Genomic DNA, 21541 nt, shown 5'->3' with positions numbered 1-21541 from the left:
ACCCTCAGCTGAGCGGCTACCCGCCGAGGGTGAGGGCAAAACGGTAATCGTCACTCTTTCGGGTGTCACCGGATACGGGGAGCAATTCGGCGTTCGACTCCGTAGGGCTGGAGGTGGCGGGCGAGCGGGCCGTCGAAGGCCGTGGCGATGGCCGCCGGGCCCCAGGCCGGCGCGGTGACGGTCGGGTGGTCGGCGAACGCGTCGGTGGTGACCACCGAGATCCGCCGGCCGTCGAAACGCAGGAACTGGCCGGTGATCCCGGCGGCGAGGTCGCTGAGCAGGAAGGTCACCAGCGGCGCCACCGCCGCCGGCGGTTTGTCCTCGATCCCGGCCAGCGGCGGTCCGTCCTCTGTGGACGACTGGTGGTCGCGGCCGAGGGCGTTGGCGGTCATCCGGGTCAGCGCCATCGGCGAGATCGCGTTGACCCGGATACCGGCGTCCTCCAGGTCCAGCGCGGAGCTGTAGGTCAGCGCGGCCAGCGCGCCCTTGGTCGCGGCGTAGGTCGACACCGTCGGGAAGCCGAACATGCCACCGGAGGAGGCGTTGACGATCGCCCCGCCGCCACCGGCCCGCAGCACCGCGCTCGCCGCCGCCTGGCAGTACAGGGCCCCGAGCACGTTCACCTCCACCGCGCGCCGGATCGCCGCCGGGTTCTCCTCCCAGGGCAGCGCCTCGTGGTACAGGCCGGCGTTGTTGACCAGACCGTCCAGCCGGCCGAACTCGTCCACACAGGACTGGACGAGCGCGGCGGCGCCGTCGTGGACGCTCACGTCGTGGCCGCTGGCGATCGCCGCGCCGCCCGCGGCGGTGATCCGCTCGACCACCGCCCGCGCCTCGGTCAGGTCGATGTCGTTGACCACCACCGACGCGCCGTGCGCGGCGAGGTCGGTCGCGTAGGCCGCGCCCAGCCCCCGGCCGGCGCCGGTGACCACGACCGCCCGCCCGCCCAGCAGGCCCGTCATCGCCGCACCATCGCCGCGATCGCGTCCGCCACGGCCGGGGTGGTCGCCGACGAGGCCTGGGCCCACGCCTCGAAGTCCAGCACCGCGTCGAACGCGCCGGCCGACGCGATGCCCACGGCGTGCTTGACGTCGGCCGCCAGACCCGGGTCCAGTGCGGCGTACCGCGTTGCCATGGCGAGGGATTCGGCCAGCGGATCGTCGACCACGCGCAGCACCAACCCGGTCGCGGCCGCCTCGTCGGCGGTCAGCGTCCCCCCGTCGAGCAGCAGCTCCAACGCCCGCTGCTCGCCGAGGGTCCGCACCAGGAAGTGCGTGCACCCACCGCCAGGGTGCAGGCCCAGCCGGGTGAACGTGACGCCGAACCGCGCGCGTGGCCCGGCGACCCGCAGGTCGCACGACAGCGCCAGGTTGACCCCGGCGCCGACCGCCGCACCGTGCACGGCGGCGATCGTCGGGATCCGCAGCCGGCGCACCCGCAGGAAGCTGTCATAGGTCGCGCGCAGCCGCTCACGCAGCACGTGCACCGGCCGGTCGGGGTCGCCGAAGGTCGCGGCCAGGTCGGCGCCGGCACAGAACGCCGAGCCCGCCCCGGTCACCACCAGCGCCCTGGCGTCGCCGTCGCGCGCGACCGCGTCGACGGCGGTCACCAGATCCTCCTGCAGGCGCGGGGAGATCGCGTTGCGGCGCTCGGGGTCGGCCAGGCGCAACAGCCGCACGCCCGGCGCCGGTTCCGTCAGCTCCACCAGGGACATCGGTCTCACCGTCCTTCCGGGCGGGTGGTGACGGCCCGCCACAACGTGTCCTCGCCGGCGCAGGTGATCCCGTGCAGCCGGGTGGCCCACCGCCGGGCCGGGCCGATCTCGTCGCGGGTCGACCAGAGCAGCGTGGTGTACCGGTGCAGCGCGCTCTCCCGGGTGATCCCCATCGCACCGTGCAGCTGGTGGGCCAGCCGGGCGACCGTGCCGGCCACCTGGTCGACCAGCGCGGCGGCGGCCGCCACCCGAGCCGGTTCGAGCCCGACGGCGGCCGACGCGGCCACCTCCAGCAGCACCCGCAGGCACTCCATCTCGGCCAGCCGGTGGGCCACCGCCTGCAACCGGTTGAGCGGGCGGCCGAACTGCCTCCGGCTGGTCACGTGCTCGCGGGTGAGCCGGCACGCGCCCTCGACGGCCCCGAGCGCGGTGTGCGCCCGCAACACGGTCAGCCGGGCGGCCGGGTCGTCCCCGGCGGGCACCGCCACGACCTGCGCCGGGGCCCCGGCGCAGTCCAGCGTGGCACGCGGCTGGCCGGCCAGACCGCGCCAGCGCCGGACGGTGACCTCGGAAAGGTCGACCCGGGCGGCCACGTCCCGGCCGACCAGCAGGACCGAGCCGTGGTGGTCGGGCCAGCCGACGTCGGCCACGGCACGCACCCGGCCGCCGGTGACCGTCAGGTCCTCGGCGACGGCGGCCACCGACGGGGTGCCGGTCAGCGAGCGGGCGACGGCGATCTCGGCCAGCGGAACGGCGTGCGCGTGCCGGGCCGCGGCGCGAACCAGCTCGGCCAGGTCGGCGAAACCGCCGCCCGAGCCGCCGGCCGACTCCGGCACGCCCACGGCCGTCCACCCGAGATCCTCGGCGGTGGCCAGCGTGTCGGTGGCCGAGGCGAGCACGTCGTCGGCCATCCGGCCGATCTCGCCGATCTCGGGCGGCGGGGCCTGGCGGGACACGACGGTCAGCAGCATCTCGTCGGTGCCGCCCCGGATGGTGAACCCGGGGGCAGCGAGCTGGGCCTGGGCGAGCAGGCCGGCGAACCCGTCGCCGCGCAGCGCCGCAACCTCCTCGGTGACCGTACGGGCGACGTCGACGACGTCCCGTTCGAACGTGGTGCCCAGGTACTTGAGCACCGCGGCCTCACCGGCCGGGGCACGCCCGGCGTCCATCGCCTCGGCCACCCGGCAGGCCAGCTCGCGCAGGGTCAGCAGCCGGGCGGCCAGCGCGCCGAGTGCCGGGGCGGCGGTGCTGTCGAGCGGGCGGTCGAGCGGGCGGTCGAGGAGCCCGGCGAGCAGCGGGTAGGTCGACAGCACGCGTTCCATCCCGCCGCGTTCGAAGGAGAGCTGCTCGGTGACCTGCCGCCAGCCGTCGCCCTCGGCACCGATCACCCGGTCGCCGGGCACGAAGACCTGGTCGAACAGGACCTCGTTGAAGTGGTGCTCGCCGCCGAGGTCCTCGATCGGCCGCACGGTGACCCCGGGCGCGGCCATGTCCAGGACGAACTCGGTCAGCCCGGCGTGCTTGTCGTCGGTGTCGCCGGTGCGGGCCAGGACGTAGGCGTGGGTGGCGTGGTGGGCGCCGGTGGTCCAGATCTTGCTGCCGGTCACGCGCCAGCCGTCGCCGTCGCGGACCGCGCGGGTGCGCACCGACGCGAGGTCCGAGCCGGCCTCGGTCTCGCTCATGCCCAGGCAGAACGTCAGCTCACCGGCGGCGATGCCGGGCAGGATCGCGGCCCGCAGCTCGGGTGAGCCGTTGCGCACGATCGCCGGCCCGATCTGCCGGTCGGCGATCCAGTGCGCGCCGACGGGAGCACCGGCGCGCAGCAGCTCCTCGGTGACGACCAGGCGCGCGAGGTTGGACCGGCCGCCGCCCAGCGGCACCGGCCAGGTCAGGCCGATCAGGCCCCGGCGGGCCAGCTCGCGGGTGAACTCCCGGTCCAGGCCGCGCATCCACGCGTCACAGGTCGGGACGTGGCCCCAGGAGTCGACCAGGTCGCGGACCGTGCCGCGCAGCTCGTCCAGTTCGTCAACCACGTACGGCCTCCCGTGCCACCAGGTATCCGCGCCGCGCCGCCTCGGTGAGCACGGCGGCGGCCACCGCCAGTTCCTCGTCGGTCGGCGCCTTCTCCACCATCGCGCCGGTCGTGCCGACGCCCAGGGCGCGCAGCCGGTCGGCCAGCACGGTCTCGTCGCGCGCGGCGGTCAGCAGCCGCGGCGCGGGACCGAGCCGCACGGTGCCCCAGCGGGTCAGCAACCGCACGGCGGTACGCACCGACGGCGCGGCGGTGACGTGCTCGACCTGGCGGACGATCCGGCCGGGGTCGGCGCCGCCGTAGAGCACCAGCAGCTCCCGCGCGCCGTGCGCGGCGTCGGGCGCGCCACCGCCGCCGGGCAGGCGGACCGCCGGCGCGCGGTAGTCACCGACGGCGGTGGAGTTGAGCCGCCCGGCGAGGTCGACGTTGGCCGCGTCCAGGACCACCAGGTCGGCGCGGCGGACCAGGGTGCCCAACACGTCGCCGGTACTCCCCCGCCAGGTGATCGCCGAACCGAACGCGGCGAAGTCGGTGGTGGAGGTCGGCAGGTCGTCGGCCGGTCCCTCGGTGGCGAACCCGGCCTCGAACAGCTGGCGGAACGTCGGGGTGGCGCCGTCGAGCCGCGCGGCGACCTCACCGGCGAGCACCGGCCAGTGGAAGCCGGTGAACACCCAGCCGGTGCGGCGGAACTCGCGCGCGGAGCGGACCAGGAAGTCCAGCACGTCAGGATTCATGCCGGCCTCCCGGCGGCGACGGCGGCCTCGTAGGCCTCGACGTTCCTCGGGTAGTGCCCGGGGACGCCGTCGGGGGCGACCGCGCCGGGCAGGGCGACCACGGTGTCGACGAGCAGGCCCGGCAGGTCGACCCCGGCGGCGCGGACCTCGGTCGCCGGGGCGATCCGCTCGGCGACCACCACGACCCGGCGCGCCGCCCTCGCGGCGGCCAGCGCCTCCCCGGACGGTTCGCCGAACGCGCAGTCGCCGGCGGCGTCGGCCAGCGCGGCGTGCACGAACGCCACGTCCACCGGCAGCGCCGCCACCACGGTGGCGGCGCCGAAGGGCGACTCGGCGCGGGCGAGCATGCCCCCTGACCAGTCGCCGGTGGCGAACCCGGTGTCCTCGTTGACGTTCACCGGCGCGAACGGCACGCCGCGCGCGGCGGCGTCCAACGCGGCGGCCAGCACCCCCATCGGCAGCTCGTGCCACCGGATCGGCGCGCCGTCCTGCCAGGCGCGGCGGAAGTTCCAGGCCGGGGCCGGGCCGACCGCACTCCAGCAGTGCGCGAAGGTCGCCTCGGCCACCGCACCGGCGCCGATCAACCGGTCGAGCAGCAGCCCGCCGGAGGCGACCACGACGTGCAGGTCACGGATCCCGGCGCGGACCAGCTCCTCGCCGACGGCGAACAGCTGGGCGCCGAAGTTGCCCAACCACACCGTGTCGCCGGGCCGCACGGAGGCGACGGCGTCGGTCAGCTCACCCACGGCGGCTCCCGGCGGCCTGGCGCACCAGCAGCTGCGCCGGCCGGTAGCGGGGGTCTCCGAAGCCGGTGAGCAGCGCGCGCAGCCCGGCCAGTACCTCGACCGGACCGGTGTCCCGCAGGTACTCCAGCGGGCCGACCGGGTGGTTCATCCCCAGCCGCAGCGCGAGGTCGACGTCGGCGGCGGCGGCCGTGCCCTCCTCGACGAGTGTCAGCGCCTCGTTGACCATGGTGTGTGCCAGGCGGTCCACGACCAGGCCGGGCAGGGCGAGCACCGGTACCGACGTGGCGCCGAGCGCGTCGGCGGCGTCGAAGGCCGGTGCGATTCCGGCGACCTCGTCGGCCACCACCTCGGCGAAGGTCTGCTCGCCGTGGCGGTGCAGCCGCAGCCAGCCGACGCCGGGCGGCAGGTGCTCGACCCAGCCGCCGGCCGAGGAGTCGACGACCACCCGCCGGTCGGCGGCCAGCTCACGCACCGCCGCCACGTCCGCCGGGGTGCAGTCGACCGCCCGGTACACGTGCACCTGACCGTCCGCCGCGGACTCCGGGGAGCGGGTCACGGCCGCCTGCGCCTGCCTCGGTTTGCCGGCGGCGTAGTCGTAGTAGCCGCGGCCGGCGGCCCGGCCGGTGGTGCCGGCGCGCACCAGCTGGCGGGTCAGCGGGATCGGCCGGTAGCGCGGGTCGCCGAACTCGCGCAGCGCGGTCTCCGACGAGCCGAGGTGGGTGTGCAGGCCGGTGAAGTCGAGCAGTTCCAGCGGCCCCATCCGGTGTCCGAGCGCACCCTTGACGGCCGCGTCGACCACCTCGGGGGTCATTCCCTGGGTCACCAGCAGCTGCGACTCGTAGTACAGCGGCCGGCAGACCCGGTTGACGATGAAGTTCGGCGAGTCGGCGCACAGCACGGCGGTCTTGCCGAGGCCGGCGACCCAGGCCCGCGCGCGCTCGACGACCTCGGGGTCGGTACGGGCACCCCGGATGATCTCGACCAGCCGCATCTTCGTCGGCGGGTTGAAGAAGTGCAGCCCGACCACCCGGGCCGGGTCGCCGAAGGCGACGCCCAGTTCGCCGATGCTCAGCGACGAGGTGTTGGAGGCGACGACGAGCGTCTCGTTGCCGGCCGCGCGGACCTCGGCCAGCAACGCCAGCTTCGCGTCGAACCGCTCGACGACGGCCTCGACGAACAGGTCGGCGTCGCGGACGGCCTCGGTGACCGACGCGGCGGTGGACACCGTCACCGGCGGATCCGCCTCCGCCAGCAGGGTCTCGTACCCGCGCGCGGTCGCCGCCGCGTCGACGTCCACAACGGACACCTGGGCGCCGGCCTCGGCGAACACCCTGGCGATGCCCCGGCCCATCGGCCCGAGCCCGGCGACCGCCACCCGCAGACCCGAAAGCTCGCCCATCACGCCACCCGCTCGATCACCGCGGCGACACCCTGGCCGCCGCCGACGCACAGGCTCGCCACCCCGAGGGTCGCGTCCCGCCTGGCCAGCTCGTGCAGCAGCGAGACCACCAGCCGGCAGCCGCTCTGCCCGGTCGGGTGGCCCAGCGCGATGCCGCCGCCGTTGACGTTGACCCGGTCCTCGTCCAGCTTCAGCTCACGCACGTTGTGCACGACCTGCGCGGCGAACGCCTCGTTGATCTCCACCAGGTCCAGGTCCCCGGCCGACACCCCGGCCCGCTCCAACGCCTTCGGCACGGCGAAGGCCGGGCCGACCCCCATCACCGTCGGGTCCACACCCACCGCGCTGAACGAGCGCAGCCGGCCCTGCGGGGTCAGCCCGTGCGCGGCGACCGCGTCGGCGCTGGCCAGCACGACCGCGGCGGCGCCGTCGGCCATCTGGCTGGCGTTGCCGGCGGTCACCGTCCCACCGTCCACGAAGGACGGCCTGAGCCGGGCCAGACGCTCGGCGGTGGTGTCGGTGCGGAAGCCCTCGTCGCGGTCGAGGACGTCGCCGTCGGCCAGCGGCACGTCCACGACCTGGCCGGCGAAGTACCCGTTCTCCCAGGCGGCGGCGACCCGCTGGTGGCAGCGCAGCGACCACGCGTCCTGGTCGGCGCGCGCGATGCCGTACCGGGACGCGATGTTCTCCGCCGTCTGGCCCATGTTCAGCCCGCACACCGGGTCCGTGCCGCCGTCGCGCCAGCCGTCGGCCAGCACGATGTCGCCGCGCCGCACCCCGCCCCAGCGCAGCGACCCGGACGCCAGGTAGGGCATGGTGCTCATCGACTCGGCCGCCACCGCGACCGCGATGTCCGCCTCGCCGCTGGCGATCGACCGCCAGGCCAGTTGGACGGCCTTGAGCCCGGACGCGCACGCCATGTTGATCGTCTGGGCGGGTGCCCGCTCGGGGAACCCGGCGCGCAGCGCGACCTGCCGGCCGGGGTTGGGACCGTTGCCGGCCTGCCGGCAGTTCGACAGCACGACTTCCTCGACCAGGTCGGGGCCGATGCCCGCCCGGGAGACGGCCTCCCGCGCGGCCAGGGTCGCCAGTTCGACGACCGGGGTCTCGCGCAGGGATCCGCCGTAGCGCCCGTTGGGCGTGCGGACGGAGCCGAGCAGCAGTACGTCACGGGACACGCTGGGATACCTCCGGCTCAGTGGCGCGGACCACTCGCCGCGCCTTGTGGGTGGTGCGGGGCAACGTCCCCGGCCCGACGATCTCGACGACCGCCCGTACCTGGAGCTCGGCCCGCAGGGCGGCGGCGAGGTCGCCGGACAGGTTGTCCTGTGTGGACTCGACCTGGACGCGCAGCGCCGTCGGGTACCCGGTGACGGGGTCGGCCAATGCCGGGTCGAGAACCACGCGGAACTCGGTGAGGCCACCGGCCGTGCGGCGCACGACGTTCTCCACCGCCGACGGGAAGACGTTCACGCCGCGCACGACGAGCATGTCGTCCGCGCGGCCGAGCACCCCGCCGGCCAGGCGCGCGTGGGTGCGCCCGCACTCGCAGCGGGCGCGGTCGCGGACCACGACGTCCCCGGTCCACCAGCGCACCAGCGGGGTGGCCCGCTTGTCGAGGTGGGTGAGTACCAGGACGCCGGGCCGGCCGTCGGGCACCGGCTGGCGGGTGTGCTGGTCGAGGACCTCGGCGTGGACGAAGTCCTCCGCGAGGTGGCCGCCGGCCCGCTCCGCGCACTCCCAGGCGACCGGCTGGAACTCCAGGCAGCCGTAGCCGTCGTGGCAGCGGGCGCCCCAGGCGCTCTCGATCATGGCCCGGGTGGCCGGCACGCCGCCGCCGGGTTCGCCGCCGACCATCACGTGCCGCACGGCCGACTCCCTCAGCGGTCGGCCGAGGGAGTCGGCACGTGCGGCCAGGTGCAGCAGGAACGACGGGGTGCCGCCGACCGCTGTGGTCCCGTACCGGAAGATCGTCTCCAGCTGGCGGTCGGTGTCGCCGGATCCGCCGGGGATGACGGTGGCGCCGAGCCGGGTGTAGCCCAGCGTCGCGCCGAGCCCGCCGACGAACCAGGCGTAGGAGAACAGGCACTGGTAGACGTCGCCGGGCCGAACACCCTGGCTGTGGGCGGCGCGGGCGTAGAGGTCGGCCCACCGGTCGAGGTCGGCGGCGGTCCAGGCGACCGGGGTGGGGGCGCCGGTGGTGCCGGAGGAGAAGTGCAGCCGGGCGACGGATTCCCGTGGTACGGCGAGGAAGTCGCCGTAGGGCGGGCGGTCGTCGATGGCCCGCTGGTAGTCGGCCTTGGTGGTGATGGGCAGGGCGGCGAGGTCGTCGAGGTCACGCAGGTCGGCGGGGTGCCAGCCGATCTCGTCCCACTGGCGGCGGTAGTAGCGGCTCGACCCGTACACCCGGGCGAGCTGGTCGCGCAGGGCCGCGAGCTGGTGGTCGCGGATCCGTTCGGGGTCCCAGGTTTCGCACGCGTGCAGGGTGTCCATGTCAGACCGTCTCCAGGACGGCACCGGTGCACATGGTCGCGGCCGGACTGCCGAGAAAGGCGACCAGTTCGTCCACATCGGACTTACCGATGACGGCGTTCACCCGGACACCGAGCGGGGCGGCCTCACGGGCGAGCCCCCGGCACAGCGACGTCAGCGCGCCGGTGAGCGCCGGAGCGTCGGTTTCCTGGCAGCGAAACAGGATTCCGCCTCCGGGTGGGAGGGTCGACAGGGCCTCCCTGGCGGTGTCGAAGGCGTCGGCGAGGACGGTGGCGGCATCACCGGAGGCGGCGGCGGAGAGTCCACCGTCCCCAGCGACGTCGATGACGACCTGGACGCTCACCCCTGCTCGACCTCGGCGGCCACGGCACGGGCCAGGACCAGGCGCTGGATCTCCGAGGAGCCCTCGTAGATCTCCAGGACCCGCTGGTCGCGGTAGAGGCGTTCGGCGGGACAGGGCTTGCAGTAGCCGTCGCCGCCGAAGACCTGGACGGCGAGGTCGACGGCGCGGTGCGCGACCTCGCTGGTGTACAGCTTGGCCATGGCACCGGGCAGCGAGACCGGGCGGCCGGAGTCGTAGGCCGACGCGGCCTCGTAGGTCAGCATGCGCGCGGCCGACAGCTCGACGGCCAGGTCGGCCAGGCGGAACCCGATGCCCTGGTTCTCGATCACCGGCTTGCCGAACGTGACCCGGCGGCTCGCCTCGGCGGCGGCCAGTCGGTAGGCGGCGTAGGCGATGCCCAGGCCCTGCGCGGCGACCGTGACCCGGCCGACGTCGAGCGTGCGCAGCGCCAGCTTGAGGCCCCGGCCGACCTGGCCGAGCACGTCCCCGGCCTCGACCCGCACGCCGTCGAGCTTGAGGTTGCTCGTGCGGGTGCCCCGGATGCCCATCTTGTCCTCGATCCGGTCCACCACGGCACCCGGCGCGTCGGCCGGCACGACGAACGCCGTGATGCCCCGGGCGCCCGCGTCCGGGTCGGTCCTGGCGAACACCACGTAGCGGTTGGAGATCCCGCCGTTGCCGATGTAGATCTTCTCGCCGGTGATCCGGTAGCCCGAGCCGTCCGGCTCGGCGACGGCCTGGATCGCGGCGGCGTCGCTGCCGGCGCCCTTCTCGGTGAGCGCGAAGCTGATCGCGTCGCCGGAGATCAGGGTGCCGAGCACCGCGCGCTTCTGCTCGTCGGTGCCGGCCAGCCGGACCGGGACCGCGCCGAGGGTGTGCGCGGCGAGGATCGCGCCGGTCGACGCGCAGGCCGCCGACACCTCCTCGACCACCGAGCAGATCGCGGTCATCGACAGCCCGGCGCCGCCGTACTCGGCCGGCACGAGCATCCCGGACAGGCCGGTCTCGACGAAGGTCGCGATGTGCTCGTCCGGGTAGCGCTGCTCGCGGTCGAGTTCCTCGGCCAGTGGCGCGAACCGTTCGGCGGCCAGTGTTCGCGCGACCTCGCGCCAGCGCTCCGCCTCGGGGTCCAGCGCGGGTTCCCACAGCACCGTCATGACCGCGACTCCTCCGCCGGGTTGCCAAAATCAACGTTGACGTAGATGCTGACAACCGTACACAGGGGACCATTGAAGTCAAGGGGCTGCCACGCATGGGAAAGGTCACCACCAGCCACGACGGCGCGGTCGCCGTTCTGACGCTGAACTCGCCCGACAACCGCAACGCGCTGTCCACCGACCTGCTCGTCGAACTGGCCGACGCCCTGGAGGAACTCGACGCCGACGACGGTGTCCACGCGATCGTGCTCACCGGCGGACCGTCGCTGTTCGCCTCCGGCGCCGACGTGCGTCAGCTGCGTGACCTCTCGCCGGTCGAGTACGCCGCCTCCCCCCGCGCGACCAGCTGGCGGCGCATCGGCGCGGTCGGGACCCCGGTCGTCGCCGCCGTCGCGGGTGTCGCGCTGGGTGGCGGGTGTGAGCTGGCGCTGGCCGCGGATCTGGTGGTGGCGGCCGACACCGCCGTGTTCGGCCAGCCGGAGGTCCGGTTGGGACTGGTACCCGGCGCGGGCGGAACCCAACGCTGGGCCAGGGCAGCCGGCCGGTACACCGCCGCCGGCGTGGTGCTCACCGGCCGCACGGTCGACGCGTTCGAGGCCCGGGATCTCGGGCTGGTGCACCGGATCGTGCCGGCGCAGCGAGTGGTGGCGGCGGCCGTGACGGTCGCCGGACAGATCGCGGCGAACGGGCCGCTGGCCGTGCGGGCCGCGCGCGCCGCCGTGCGCCGGGCCGAGGAACTGCCGCTGGGCGCGGCGATGGAGTTCGAGCGTCAGCAGCTGCTGCTGATGCTGACCAGTGACGACCACGTCGAGGGAATCACGGCGCTGCTGGACAAGCGGGCGCCTCGGTTCACCGGCCGGTAGGAGGATGTGTTCCATGGAGGTTCGCCAGGTGTCCCTGAGCGACGGTGTCGCCGGGCTGCGAGCGGCCGGGCGCGACCCGGCCGTCGGCGCGGTCCTGGTCGACGCGACCGGTGCGCGTGAGATCGACCCGGCCTTCCCCCGGCGTCTGGAGTCGCTGGACACCCCGACGGTGGCCGTCGTCAGTGGTGACTGCGACGCCGGAGCGCTCGCCGTGCTGGCGGCGGCCACGCTCGGCGTGGTCACCGACGACGTGACCGTGACGGTTGAGCACCCCACGGTGCTGGGCCTTGGCCTGACGTGGTCGTTGCCGGCGGCGCTGGGCGCGGTCCCGGCGCGGCGCCTGCTGTTCGCCGCCACGCTCGACGCCTGGGCCCTGCGCGCGAGTGGCCTGGCCCACGACGGCGACCCGGCGGCCGAGGCCGCGCGGCTGGCCGTCCCCGGCGCGGCGCTGCTGGTCCGGTCCCTGCGGGTGGCCGCCCGGTCGACCCCGGCCCAGGCCCTGGCCTACGACGACGAGCTGCGGCGGCTCGGGTGAGCCAGCTGGCGTTCGGCTGCGGCCCGGTCGGCGGGCGGGGCGAGGCCGGCCGGGCGGAGTCGCTGGCGGCACTGGACGCGGCCTGGGCCGGCGGGATCCGGCACTTCGACACCGCCCCCAGCTACGGCGACGGCGCCGGCGAGCGCCTGCTCGGCGAGGCACTGCGGCACTGGCCGAGGCCCGCGGTGACCGTGACCTCCAAGGTCGGCCGGCTGCGGATGGCGATCGCCGACCCGTACCGCGCCGACCCCGGCGCGCGGCGGGACCCGGCGTTCGACTTCACCGCGTCCGGGGTGCGCCGCGGTGTCGTGGACAGCCTGGCGCGCCTGGGGATCGAGTACCTCGACGAGGTTCTGGTCCACGACCCGGACGACCAGCTCGACCTCGCCCTGGCCGAGACGTTCCCCGTGCTGCACGAACTGAAGGCCGCCGGGACCGTGCGCGCCGTGGGTGTCGGCACGACCTCGGTCCCGGCCGCGCGCCGGCTGGTCGCCATCGGGGTGGTCGACGTGGTGATGATCGCCAACGGCTGGACCCTGACCCGCCGCGACGCCGCCGTGCTGCTCGACGAGTGCGCCGCCGCCGGGGTCGCCGTGCAGGCCGCCGCCCCGTTCGACTCCGGCCTGCTGGCCACCGACGACCCCGCCCCGGACGCGCGCTACCTGTACCGCCCGGTGCCGGCGACGGTGCTCGCCACGGCCCGGGAGATGGCGCGGGTGTGCCGGGCGGCCGGGGTCACGTTGCCCCACGCCGCGCTCCAGTTCCCGACCCGGCACCCGGCGGTGTCCCGGGTGGTGGCCGGGATGCGCTCTGCGGCCGAGGTCCGGCGCAACCTGGCGCTGCTCGCCGACCCGGTTCCCGAGGCGCTGTGGGCGGAGCTGGCTCAGGTGCTCAGGTAGTCCTCGAACACCCGGTCGGCCGCCTGGTCAGTCCACATCGGACCGGGCGGGTAGTAGAAGGCGAACTCGTCGATCCCCGCCTCGGTGTAGCGGCCGACGAAGTCCTCGACGGCGGCCACCGACCGCCACAGCGGCTCGGCGGTCACGGCCGGGCTCCCGGCCAGCAGCATCCGCCGCACGGTCCGCCCGGTCGCGGCGCACTCCTCGTCCAGCGCGGCCAGCCGCCGACGGGTCAGCGCCAGGTGGTCGTCGGCTCCCAGGCCGAAGCCGCCGTAGGACACCCAGCGGTCGGCGTGGGCCGCCACCACCCGCAGCGACGAGCGGCGGTGCGCGGCCACCGTCAACGGCACCCGCCGGCCGACCGGCGCGAACGCGGGAAACCCGGCCAGCACGGACTTTCCCCGCAACGCGTCATCCACAATGGACACCAGATCGGTGAAGCTGGCCGGCCTGCCACCGGCGGCCGCACGGTCGCCGGGCGCGTACCCGGCCCCCAGACCCAGCTCCAGCCGGCCACCGGACAGGTGGTCCACCGACAGCGCGTGCCGTGCCAGGACGGCGGGTGACCGGAGGATCCCGTTGGCCACCAACGGTCCCAGGCGCACCCGGGTGGTCGACACGGCCAGCGCCGAGAGCACCGTCCACGAGTCCAGCCAGGGCTGGTCGGGCCGCGCCGGGTTGAGCACGTGGTCGTCGACCCACACGGTCGCCACGCCCAGCTCCTCCAGGCGCCGGGCCCTGGCCAGCAGCTCCGGCCAGCCGACGTTCGGGATGAGCAGGGCGTGCACCGTGGTCATGCCGGGAAGCCGCCCACACTGGCGAGCCGGCCCGAGGGCGCCACCCCGAGCCGGTCGGTCACCCACCGCGCGTGCTCCAGACACTCGTCGAGGTCCAGGCCGGTGTCGTAACCCATGCGGTGCAACGTGTACACGACGTCCTCGGTGGCCACGTTGCCCGAGGCGCCCGGCGCGAACGGGCAGCCGCCGATCCCGCCGAGGCTCGCGTCCAGCGCCCGCACACCGCTGCGCACGGCCGCCACGGCGTTCGCCACGCCGGTGTTGCGGGTGTCGTGCAGGTGGATGCGCATCGGCACCGACGGCGACAGCTCCGCCAGCACCCCGAACCGGGTCTCCACGTCCGAGGGCACGGCCACGCCGATGGTGTCGGCCAGGCACACCTCGTCGGCGTCCAGGTCGGCGACCCGGGCGGCGACCGAGCGGAACCGCTCATCGGGCACCTCGCCCTCGAACGGGCAGCCGAACGACGCGCCGATGGTCACCGCGACGGTGACGCCGTCGGCCCGCCCGCGCGCCCGGATGTCACGGACCGCCTCGACCGCCTCGGCGGTGGTCATGCCCTGGTTGCGTTGGCTGAACGTGTCGCTGGCCAGGACCAGGGTGGTGACCTCGCGGATCCCGGCGGCCACGGCGCGTTCGTAGCCGCGCGCGTTGAGCACCAGCGCGCTGTGCGCCACCCCGGTGTCCGGCAGCCCGGCGACCACCTCGGCGGCGTCGGCCAGCTGCGGGACCCGGTCGGGGCGGACGAACGAGGTCACCTCGATCCGGCGGACGCCGGTGCGGGCGGCGCGCGCCACCAGCTCCAGTTTGTCCTCCGTGGACAGCGTGCGGTCCTCGTTCTGCAACCCGTCACGCGGGGAGACCTCGACGATCTCGATCACTACCGGTCCTCCTGGCCCATCAGGGACGCGGCCGAGACCAGCCCGGAACCCCCGTCCACCTCGAACAGCGTCCCGCTCACCGCGTCGGCCACCCCGCTGCCCAGCGCGGCCACCCACTCGGCCACCTCGGCGAGCGTGGTGTCCCGGCCAAGCGGGGTCGTCGCCACGATCCGCGCCAGCACCTCCGCCGGCAACTCGTCACCGACACCGTCGGTGAGCACCGTGCCGGGTGCCAGGCAGAACAGGCTGATCCCGTCGGCGCGCCAGCGGCGGGCCAGCGACGCGGTCAGCGCCGCCATCCCGGCCCGCGCGGCCGCGGAGTGGGTGATGCCGGCGATCCCCCGCTCCGGCGCGGACAGCGACAGCGTCACCACCCGCCCCCGGCGCGCGGCCAGCCCGGGATACGCGGCGCGCACCAGCGCGGCCTGCGCGGTGAGGTTCAGGTCGACGACGGCGTCGAAGCCGCGCCGCGAGATCTCCGTCGCCGGTGCCACGAACTGGCCACCGGCGTTGTTCACCAGCAGGTCCAGCCCACCGAGCCCGGCGACGAACGCGTCCGCCGCTTCCCGGTCACGGATGTTGAGCGACGTGTGACGGAAGCGGTCGGTGCCGGCCAGCGCGGCGGTCTCGGCGAGCGGCTCGGCCCGCCGGCCGACACCGACGACCGTCGCGCCGAGGGCCAGCAGCCGCAGCGACACCGCCCGGCCGATCCCGGTCCCGGCGCCGGTCACCAGCGCGGTCCGGCCGGCGAACGTCCCGTCCGCCACGACCGCGCAGTTCTCGGGGCGGGGCGCGGCGCTCACGAGCCCAACCCCGGCACCTGGGCCAGCAGTCCGCCGTCGACCGGGAGCACGGTCCCGGTGACGAACGACGAGCCGCCGGCGAGCAGCCACCACACGGCCTCGGCCACCTCCTCCGGTCGCGCCGGCCGTCCGGCCGGATGGGCGTCGGCGAACGCCGACCGGTCGATCCCGCGCACCAGACCGGTGCTCACCAGGCCCGGCGCGACCGCGTTCACCCGCACCCCGCGCGCCGCGTACTCCACGGCCGCGGTCCTGGTCAGGCCGACGATGGCGTGTTTGCTGGCGACGTAGGCGGCCGAACGCGCCACCCCGGCCAGGCCCGCGCCGGACGCGGCGTTGACGATCGCCCCGCCGCCGGCCGCGACCAGGTGCGGCAGCTGGGCACGCATCCCGGCCAGCACGCCGCCGACGTTGACCCGCTGTACCCGCCAGAACACGTCCTGCGGGTAGTCGGCGACGTCGGCCAGCACCCCGGTGACCCCGGCGTTGTTGTACGCGTAGTGCAGCCCGCCGCCCCACGCGACGGTCCGGTCGACCGCGGCCACGACCTCGCCGGGGCGGGACACGTCGACCGGCAGCGCCAGCCCGTCGATCTCGGCGGCGACCGCGTGGGCGGCGTCGCCGTCACGGTCGGCGACCGCGACACGCACGCCCTCGGCGGCCAGCCGGCGGGCGGTGGCGGCGCCGATGCCGCGCCCGCCGCCGGTCACGAACGCCACCCGGGGGCTCATCGCGGCCCCCGGTGGGTCAGGCGCGCTCTGGCGCCAGGGCGGAGAGGGCCATCTCGGTGAACACCTCGCCGAAGTCGGCCAGGCTGCGCTTGCCGTCCGGGTTGTACCAGCGGTGCATCCAGTTGAACATGCCGATGATGCCGAGCACCGCGATCGACGGGTCGATGTCGGCGCGGAACTCCCCCGCCCGCGCCCCGCTGCGGATGACTCCGGCCAGCGCCCGGCCGTAGCGGTCGGCGTTGTCCCGGATGTGGTCGGCCTCCTGGCCGGTCATCACCTGGTGCACGTTCTCGCTGAGGAAGATGAACAGCTCCGGCAGCTCGGCCATCGTGCGCACGTACTCGCGCAGCGCGGCGGCCAGCCGTTCGGGCGCGGGGTCGGGCTGGGCGGCGACCTCCTCCAGCCTGGTGCGCATCGTCTCGATCGGGTCGTGCAGCAGCCCGACGAGCAGTTCCTCCTTGGTGCCCACGTAGTAGTAGAGCGTCGCCCGGCTGATCCCGACCTCGGCGGCGACGTCCTCCAGCGTGGACTGGCCGTAGCCCAGCCTGGTGAAGACCCGGCCGGCGCCGGCGAGGATCTCCGCCCAGCGCGCGTCCGACCGGCGGCCGCTGGCGGCCCGGCGCTCCATCCGCCGCCGGGCGATGTCGCTGGGCGGCTCGGCGCCCGTGGACCCCTTGGCCGTCGTGCGGCGTTGACGTGGCGCGGCCACTGCCGATCGAACCCCCTCGTCGTTGGCGCCCCGCCTGTCCGGGGACGCCGTGTGCGCCCACCACCCTAGACCGCACGGAGTTCGCGCTTGAGGACCTTCCCACTGGCGTTGCGGGGGAACTCCCGGTCCACCGAGAACAGCGCCGGGACCTTGTAGCCGGCGAGCTGGGTACGGCAGTAGGCGCGGGCGGCGTCGACGTCGAGCGCGGCGCCGTCCTCCAGGATGACGTGGGCGCGCACGACCTCGCCCCAGTGCTCGTCCGGGACGCCGACCACGGCGACCTCCCGCACGCCCGGGTAGCGGCCAAGGACGTCCTCGATCTCCACCGGGTAGATGTTCTCCCCGCCGCGGATGATCATGTCCTTCTTCCGGCCGCTGAGGTAGAGGTAGCCGTCGGCGTCCCGCCAGGCCATGTCCCCGCCCCGGAACCAGCCGTCGACCAGGACCTTCGCCGTCTCCTCCTGTTGGTCGAGATAGCCGGTCATGACGGCGTCGGACCGGGTGACGATCTCGCCGACCTCGCCGTCGGGGACGTCGGTCAGGCCGGTGGTGTCGTCGGGGTCGCACAGCCGCAGGTCCACGCCCATACCGGCCTTGCCGATCGAGCCGAGCAGGTGTTCCTGGCCGGCGAGGGCGAGGCGGTGGTCCTCGGGGGTGAGGACGGTCTGCAGGCCGGCCTCGGTGCCCGCGCCGAACATGTTCATGAACTCGCAGTGGAACCGGTCCATCGCGCGGCGCAGCAGCGCGGGCGACATCGGCGCGGCGCCGTAGCCGATCGAGCCGAGCTGGGAGAAGTCGCCCTCGATCACGGCCGGCTCGTGCAACAGGGTGTCGATCATGGTGGGGACCAGGAACACGCCGTCCAGGCCCCGGTTGGCCATCCAGTGCGCGACGGTCTTGGCGTCGAAGGCCGGCAGGACCAGCGAGGTGTGTCCCCTGGCGACCCCGGCGAGGGTGTAGAGCATGCCGCCGACGTGGAACAGCGGCGCGGCCGAGTAGTGGAACGACAGCGAGGTCATCCGCCGCTCGACGATGCACTGCATCACCATGTGCTTGGCCATGCGCTGGGAGTGCATGACGCCCTTGGGCAGCGCGGTGGTGCCACTGGTGAACGCCAGGCACACCAGCTCGTCGTCGGCGACCGGGGTGTCGATCTCCGCCTCGTCCCCGCCGGCGACCAGGCCCTCGTAGGACTCGTCGCCGGAGTCGGAGTCGTAGCTCACCGTGGCCACGAGACCGGGCACGTCGACCGCGCGCACCATGTCGGTGTAGCGGTCGGAGAAGAACAGCACCTTCGTCTCGGCGGTCCGCAGCAGGGTCTGCAACTCGGGGGTGGCCAGCCGGAAGTTCAGCGGCACGTAGACCGCGCCGAGCTTCATGCAGGCCAGCAGGGTCTCGACGTACTGTGGGGAGTCGGTGGCGAACAGTGCGACCCGGTCGCCCTTGCCGACGCCCAGCCGGGCCAGCGCCGAGGCGACCCGGTTGACCCGACCATTCACCTCACGGAACGTGTATGTCTCGGTATCTGTGACGAAGCAAGCCCTGTTGGGCACGGTACTGGCGTTGATGCGGATCCAGTCCGCGACGCGCGAGTTCTGCTGGACGGCCATGTCCACTCCGGAGTCGTGCTGGTCAGGACAGCTTCGGCATTACCTCGGTGCCGATGAGTTCGATCGAGCGCATCACCTTCTCGTGCGGGATGTTGTACGACTGCACGAGCAGGAGCAAGAGGTCCACGCCCACCGCTTCGTAGCGTCGGCACATCGACACGAAGTGGTCCGGATCTCCACACAGGACGGTCTCGTTCTGGACGAGGTAGTCGAAGGTGAGATCGGACAGCTCCATGCCGCCGAGCAGCTTGCGGGCGTACTCGTAGCTGCCGAGGTTCGTGCCCTCCTGCCACGCGCCGAGTTCGGCGATCGTCTTCAGCGAGGACTGGATGTACCACGGGAACGGCTCCCGCGCGTCGTCGTGGGCCTGCGTGGTGGTCTCCGCGCAGTGCGCCTGGGCGAAGGTCGCGATCCGGTTGTTGACGAACTTGCCGACCGGCTTCACCTGCTCCAGACCCTCGTGGTAACGGGCGATCCGCTTGGTCAGCCCCTCCGGCGGGATCGCCACCGAGAACGACAGCAGGCCCATGCCCTTGCGCCCGACGATCTCGTGGCTCTCCGCGCTGGAGGTCGCCCCCCACAGCGGCGGGTGCGGCTGCTGCATCGGCTTGGGCACCACCCCGCGCGGCGGCAGCTTGAAGAACTCGCCGTCCCAGCTGAACTCCTCCTCGGTCCAGCTGCCGACGATGACCTCCAGGGCCTCCTCCCACATCGGCCGGGTGTCCGGCGGGCTGATGCCGAAGCCCTCCATCTCGATCCGGGTGCCCGAGCGGCCGGTGCCGAACTCCAACCGGCCCTTGGACAGCACGTCCACCGTCGCCGCCGCCTCGGCCGCGCGCACCGGGTGGTTGTACGGGAACGGCAGCAGCCGCACGCCGTGACCGATACGGATGTTCTGGGTCCGGGCGGCGATGGCGCCGTAGAACACACCGGGCGCCGAGGAGAAGGAGTACTCGTCGAGGAAGTGGTGCTCGACGGTCCACACGCTGTGGAAGCCAAGCCGGTCGGCCAGCTCGATCTGCTGGAGGGTGTTCTCGAAGGCGTTGTAGGCACTGTCCGGACCCCACGGGCGGGGCACCGGCAGCTCGTACATCAGGGCGAGTTTCACGAAGCGGCTCCCGCGATCGATCCGGTGTGGACAGTCGTCGGCGTCAGACCGAGGTCGTAGGCAACGAGCTGTCCGGTGAGTCCGAAGGTGACATAGAGGCTGCCGTCGTCGCCGACGCAGCAGTTGGTCGGCTGGGTGCCCTCACCGGTCTCGATCGACTCCTTGAGCTCCAGGCCGACGTAGACGTGGATGACGTTGCCGACGCTGCCGCACACGTACAACGTGCCCTGGCCGTCGAAGCACAGGCCGTCCGGCATGCCCGACGGCACCTTCAGCACCTGCTCCGGCTCGCCGAACTCACCGCCGGAAACCTGGTAGGCCAGCACCTTCCTGGTCAGCGTCTGGCTCAGGTAGAGCCGACCGTCCGGACCGAACACCACGCCGTTGGGCATGGCCGGCACCTCGACGTGCCCGAGCTGGGACCCGTCCGCGCCGATCGCCACCACCCGGCCGGGCTTGATGTCACGCAGGTTCTCCCAGTCGGCGCTGTCGGTGACGTAGAGCGTGCCGTCCGGGCCGAAGCACAGGTCGTTGGGCCGGTGCGGCGCCGGGCCGGGCAGGACACCGCCGACCGTGGTGACCGTGCCGTCCCGATCGACCCGCTGCACACACCCGTCGAACTCGCGCGGCGCGTGCCAGTAGCCGGTGCCCTCGGCCGACAGGCCGCCGTTGTTGGCCACGTACAGCTCACCGGCCGCGCCCAGCGCGCTGCCGTTGGGTCCGCCGCCGCAGTCCCCGGCGACGGTGACCGTCCCGTCGGGAGCGACCAGGCTGACCGCCTCGCCCTTCATCTCGACCACCGCGACCGAGCCGTCAGGCAGGTAGCTCGGGCCCTCGGGGAACCGCAGCCCGGTCGCGACGACGCGCGGCGCGGTCACGACTGCGCTCCCGCCGCTTCCAGCTCCGCGAAGTCGACCGCCGGCAGCTGCTTGACCCGGGGCATGACCTTCTCGGCGAACAGCCGCATGTTGGCCTCGGCCATCTCGTGGGTCATCCCGGAGAACGAGCACACCGCGTTGAACCCGTCGTTGCCGACCTTGGACCGGATGTCGACGATGCGCTCGTAGCACTCGTCGGGGGTGCCGTAGATCTGCAGCTCGATGAAGTTGTCGACGACCTTGCTGGAGCCCTTGTTCTGGATGTAGGAGGCCAGGTTGCGGTAGTACTCGTAGCCCTGGGTGTTGGCGAAGTGCCGCCCGCCCAGCTCGTAGTGCGACATCACCGACTCGTAGTAGGCGCCGATGTACTCCTGGGCCATGTCCTTGGCCTTGACCGGGTCCTCGTCGCAGCACACCCAGCCGGTGACCATCGGCGCCGGCGCCTCGGTGCCCTTGAGCTCGCGGAACTGCTGGCGGTAGGTGCGCATGTCCTCGGACACCTCCTGCCAGTCCTTCTGCGGGTTGATCAGGATGCCGGCGCCGACGTCGGCCATGATCCGCACCGACTCCGGCGACACGGCCGCCGCGTAGATCCTGTCGCGGAACGACTTCGTCGGCTGGGGACGCAGGTCGCGGCGCGGGATCTGGTAGTACTGCCCGTCGGCCTCCAGCACGCCGGTCTCCAGCGCGCGCATGACGATCTCGGCGGACTCGACGAACCGCGCCCGCGACTCGTCCATCGGCACCCGCAGGCCCTCGAACTCGATCCGGCCAAGGCCCCGGCCCATGCCGAAGATGAACCGCCCGCCGCTCATCAGGTCCAGCATGGTGACCTGCTCGGCGACCCGTACCGGGTCGTGCCACGGCAGGATCACCGCGCCGGAGCCCAGCAGGATGTCCTTGGTGCGACCGGCCATGTAGGACAGGAACTGCACCGGGTCCGGACACATCGTGTAGGACGTGAAGTGGTGTTCGACGCCCCAGAGCATCTCGAAGCCGAGCGGCTCGGCCAGATCGCACAGGCGCAGTTCGTCGGTGTAGACGCGCTGGTCGTCGGCGGGGTCCCCGCCGCCCTGGAAGATGGTGGTGTATCCGACTCGCATCGAGCC

General features: G+C 73.8%; 22 protein-coding genes. 3 read left to right on the top strand and 19 right to left on the bottom strand.

Features of this window, described 5'->3' with window-relative positions:
• Positions 1–65: 65 nt before the first annotated feature.
• Genes BLA60_RS02660 through BLA60_RS02615 form a run of 10 tightly spaced genes read right to left on the bottom strand, consistent with a single transcriptional unit; the run spans position 66 to position 10618 of the window.
• The gene (locus BLA60_RS02660) at positions 66–962 is read right to left on the bottom strand and encodes an SDR family NAD(P)-dependent oxidoreductase (protein WP_075131032.1); all 897 of its coding nucleotides are present in this window, start codon (positions 960–962) and stop codon (positions 66–68) included.
• Complete coding sequence (locus tag BLA60_RS02655) at positions 959–1714, bottom strand: enoyl-CoA hydratase (RefSeq protein ID WP_075131031.1); 756 nt, start codon at positions 1712–1714, stop codon at positions 959–961. Before BLA60_RS02655 ends, BLA60_RS02660 begins: the two co-directional genes overlap by 4 nt.
• Before the next feature lie 5 nt (positions 1715–1719).
• The gene (locus BLA60_RS02650; protein WP_075131030.1) at positions 1720–3747 is read right to left on the bottom strand and encodes an acyl-CoA dehydrogenase family protein; all 2028 of its coding nucleotides are present in this window, start codon (positions 3745–3747) and stop codon (positions 1720–1722) included.
• The gene (locus tag BLA60_RS02645; protein WP_075131029.1) at positions 3740–4480 is read right to left on the bottom strand and encodes a hypothetical protein; all 741 of its coding nucleotides are present in this window, start codon (positions 4478–4480) and stop codon (positions 3740–3742) included. Before BLA60_RS02645 ends, BLA60_RS02650 begins: the two co-directional genes overlap by 8 nt.
• Positions 4477–5226, bottom strand: coding sequence for a CoA-transferase (locus tag BLA60_RS02640; RefSeq protein WP_084734561.1), 750 nt, complete (start codon positions 5224–5226; stop codon positions 4477–4479). The genes BLA60_RS02645 and BLA60_RS02640 overlap by 4 nt, the downstream gene beginning before the upstream one ends.
• Positions 5219–6625, bottom strand: a complete 1407-nt coding sequence (locus tag BLA60_RS02635; RefSeq protein ID WP_075131028.1) for a 3-hydroxyacyl-CoA dehydrogenase NAD-binding domain-containing protein — start codon at positions 6623–6625, stop codon at positions 5219–5221. Before BLA60_RS02635 ends, BLA60_RS02640 begins: the two co-directional genes overlap by 8 nt.
• The gene (locus BLA60_RS02630) at positions 6625–7803 is read right to left on the bottom strand and encodes a thiolase family protein (RefSeq protein ID WP_075131027.1); all 1179 of its coding nucleotides are present in this window, start codon (positions 7801–7803) and stop codon (positions 6625–6627) included. Before BLA60_RS02630 ends, BLA60_RS02635 begins: the two co-directional genes overlap by 1 nt.
• Positions 7793–9118 (bottom strand): phenylacetate--CoA ligase family protein, encoded by a 1326-nt coding sequence (locus tag BLA60_RS02625; protein ID WP_075131026.1) that lies wholly within the window; start codon positions 9116–9118, stop codon positions 7793–7795. The genes BLA60_RS02630 and BLA60_RS02625 overlap by 11 nt, the downstream gene beginning before the upstream one ends.
• 1 nt (position 9119) lies before the next feature.
• On the bottom strand, positions 9120–9461 hold the full coding sequence (locus BLA60_RS02620; protein WP_075131025.1) for a Rossmann fold domain-containing protein: 342 nt from the start codon (positions 9459–9461) through the stop codon (positions 9120–9122).
• Positions 9458–10618 carry an acyl-CoA dehydrogenase family protein gene (locus tag BLA60_RS02615; RefSeq protein WP_075131024.1) on the bottom strand — a complete coding sequence of 387 codons (1161 nt, stop codon included), beginning with the start codon at positions 10616–10618 and terminating at the stop codon, positions 9458–9460. The genes BLA60_RS02620 and BLA60_RS02615 overlap by 4 nt, the downstream gene beginning before the upstream one ends.
• A 95-nt stretch (positions 10619–10713) precedes the next feature.
• Between BLA60_RS02615 and BLA60_RS02610 the strand changes: the two genes are divergently transcribed.
• Genes BLA60_RS02610 through BLA60_RS02600 form a run of 3 tightly spaced genes read left to right on the top strand, consistent with a single transcriptional unit; the run spans position 10714 to position 12915 of the window.
• On the top strand, positions 10714–11481 hold the full coding sequence (locus BLA60_RS02610) for an enoyl-CoA hydratase-related protein (protein ID WP_075131023.1): 768 nt from the start codon (positions 10714–10716) through the stop codon (positions 11479–11481).
• 13 nt (positions 11482–11494) lie between these two features.
• Positions 11495–12016: a hypothetical protein gene (locus BLA60_RS44150; RefSeq protein WP_075131022.1), complete on the top strand. Its 522-nt coding sequence runs from the start codon at positions 11495–11497 to the stop codon at positions 12014–12016.
• Positions 12013–12915: an aldo/keto reductase gene (locus tag BLA60_RS02600; RefSeq protein ID WP_075131021.1), complete on the top strand. Its 903-nt coding sequence runs from the start codon at positions 12013–12015 to the stop codon at positions 12913–12915. The genes BLA60_RS44150 and BLA60_RS02600 overlap by 4 nt, the downstream gene beginning before the upstream one ends.
• On the opposite strand, the gene BLA60_RS02595 is transcribed toward BLA60_RS02600, so the two are convergent.
• The 9 genes from BLA60_RS02595 to BLA60_RS02555 form a co-directional block, all read right to left on the bottom strand.
• Entirely contained in the window at positions 12900–13712 is an 813-nt protein-coding gene (locus BLA60_RS02595) for an LLM class flavin-dependent oxidoreductase (protein ID WP_075131020.1), read from the bottom strand. The two genes, BLA60_RS02600 and BLA60_RS02595, sit on opposite strands and share 16 nt — an antisense overlap.
• Positions 13709–14593, bottom strand: coding sequence for a hydroxymethylglutaryl-CoA lyase (locus BLA60_RS02590; protein WP_154814066.1), 885 nt, complete (start codon positions 14591–14593; stop codon positions 13709–13711). The genes BLA60_RS02595 and BLA60_RS02590 overlap by 4 nt, the downstream gene beginning before the upstream one ends.
• On the bottom strand, positions 14593–15396 hold the full coding sequence (locus BLA60_RS02585; protein ID WP_084734560.1) for an SDR family NAD(P)-dependent oxidoreductase: 804 nt from the start codon (positions 15394–15396) through the stop codon (positions 14593–14595). The genes BLA60_RS02590 and BLA60_RS02585 overlap by 1 nt, the downstream gene beginning before the upstream one ends.
• A complete protein-coding gene (locus tag BLA60_RS02580) occupies positions 15393–16127 on the bottom strand; it encodes an SDR family NAD(P)-dependent oxidoreductase (RefSeq protein ID WP_075131019.1) in 735 nt (244 codons plus the stop codon). The genes BLA60_RS02585 and BLA60_RS02580 overlap by 4 nt, the downstream gene beginning before the upstream one ends.
• Before the next feature lie 16 nt (positions 16128–16143).
• Positions 16144–16836 carry a TetR/AcrR family transcriptional regulator gene (locus tag BLA60_RS02575; protein ID WP_211288565.1) on the bottom strand — a complete coding sequence of 231 codons (693 nt, stop codon included), beginning with the start codon at positions 16834–16836 and terminating at the stop codon, positions 16144–16146.
• Positions 16837–16901: 65 nt separating this feature from the next.
• Complete coding sequence (locus BLA60_RS02570; protein ID WP_154814065.1) at positions 16902–18446, bottom strand: class I adenylate-forming enzyme family protein; 1545 nt, start codon at positions 18444–18446, stop codon at positions 16902–16904.
• A 22-nt stretch (positions 18447–18468) separates the two neighbouring features.
• Entirely contained in the window at positions 18469–19554 is a 1086-nt protein-coding gene (locus BLA60_RS02565) for an LLM class flavin-dependent oxidoreductase (RefSeq protein WP_075131017.1), read from the bottom strand.
• Entirely contained in the window at positions 19551–20432 is an 882-nt protein-coding gene (locus BLA60_RS02560) for an SMP-30/gluconolactonase/LRE family protein (protein WP_075131016.1), read from the bottom strand. Before BLA60_RS02560 ends, BLA60_RS02565 begins: the two co-directional genes overlap by 4 nt.
• The gene (locus BLA60_RS02555) at positions 20429–21535 is read right to left on the bottom strand and encodes an LLM class flavin-dependent oxidoreductase (protein WP_075131015.1); all 1107 of its coding nucleotides are present in this window, start codon (positions 21533–21535) and stop codon (positions 20429–20431) included. The genes BLA60_RS02560 and BLA60_RS02555 overlap by 4 nt, the downstream gene beginning before the upstream one ends.
• Positions 21536–21541 lie beyond the last annotated feature (6 nt).

The organism is Actinophytocola xinjiangensis (assembly GCF_001921215.1).
Taxonomy (GTDB): Bacteria; Actinomycetota; Actinomycetes; order Mycobacteriales; family Pseudonocardiaceae; genus Actinophytocola; species Actinophytocola xinjiangensis.
This window is presented reverse-complemented; position numbering and strand designations above follow the sequence as displayed.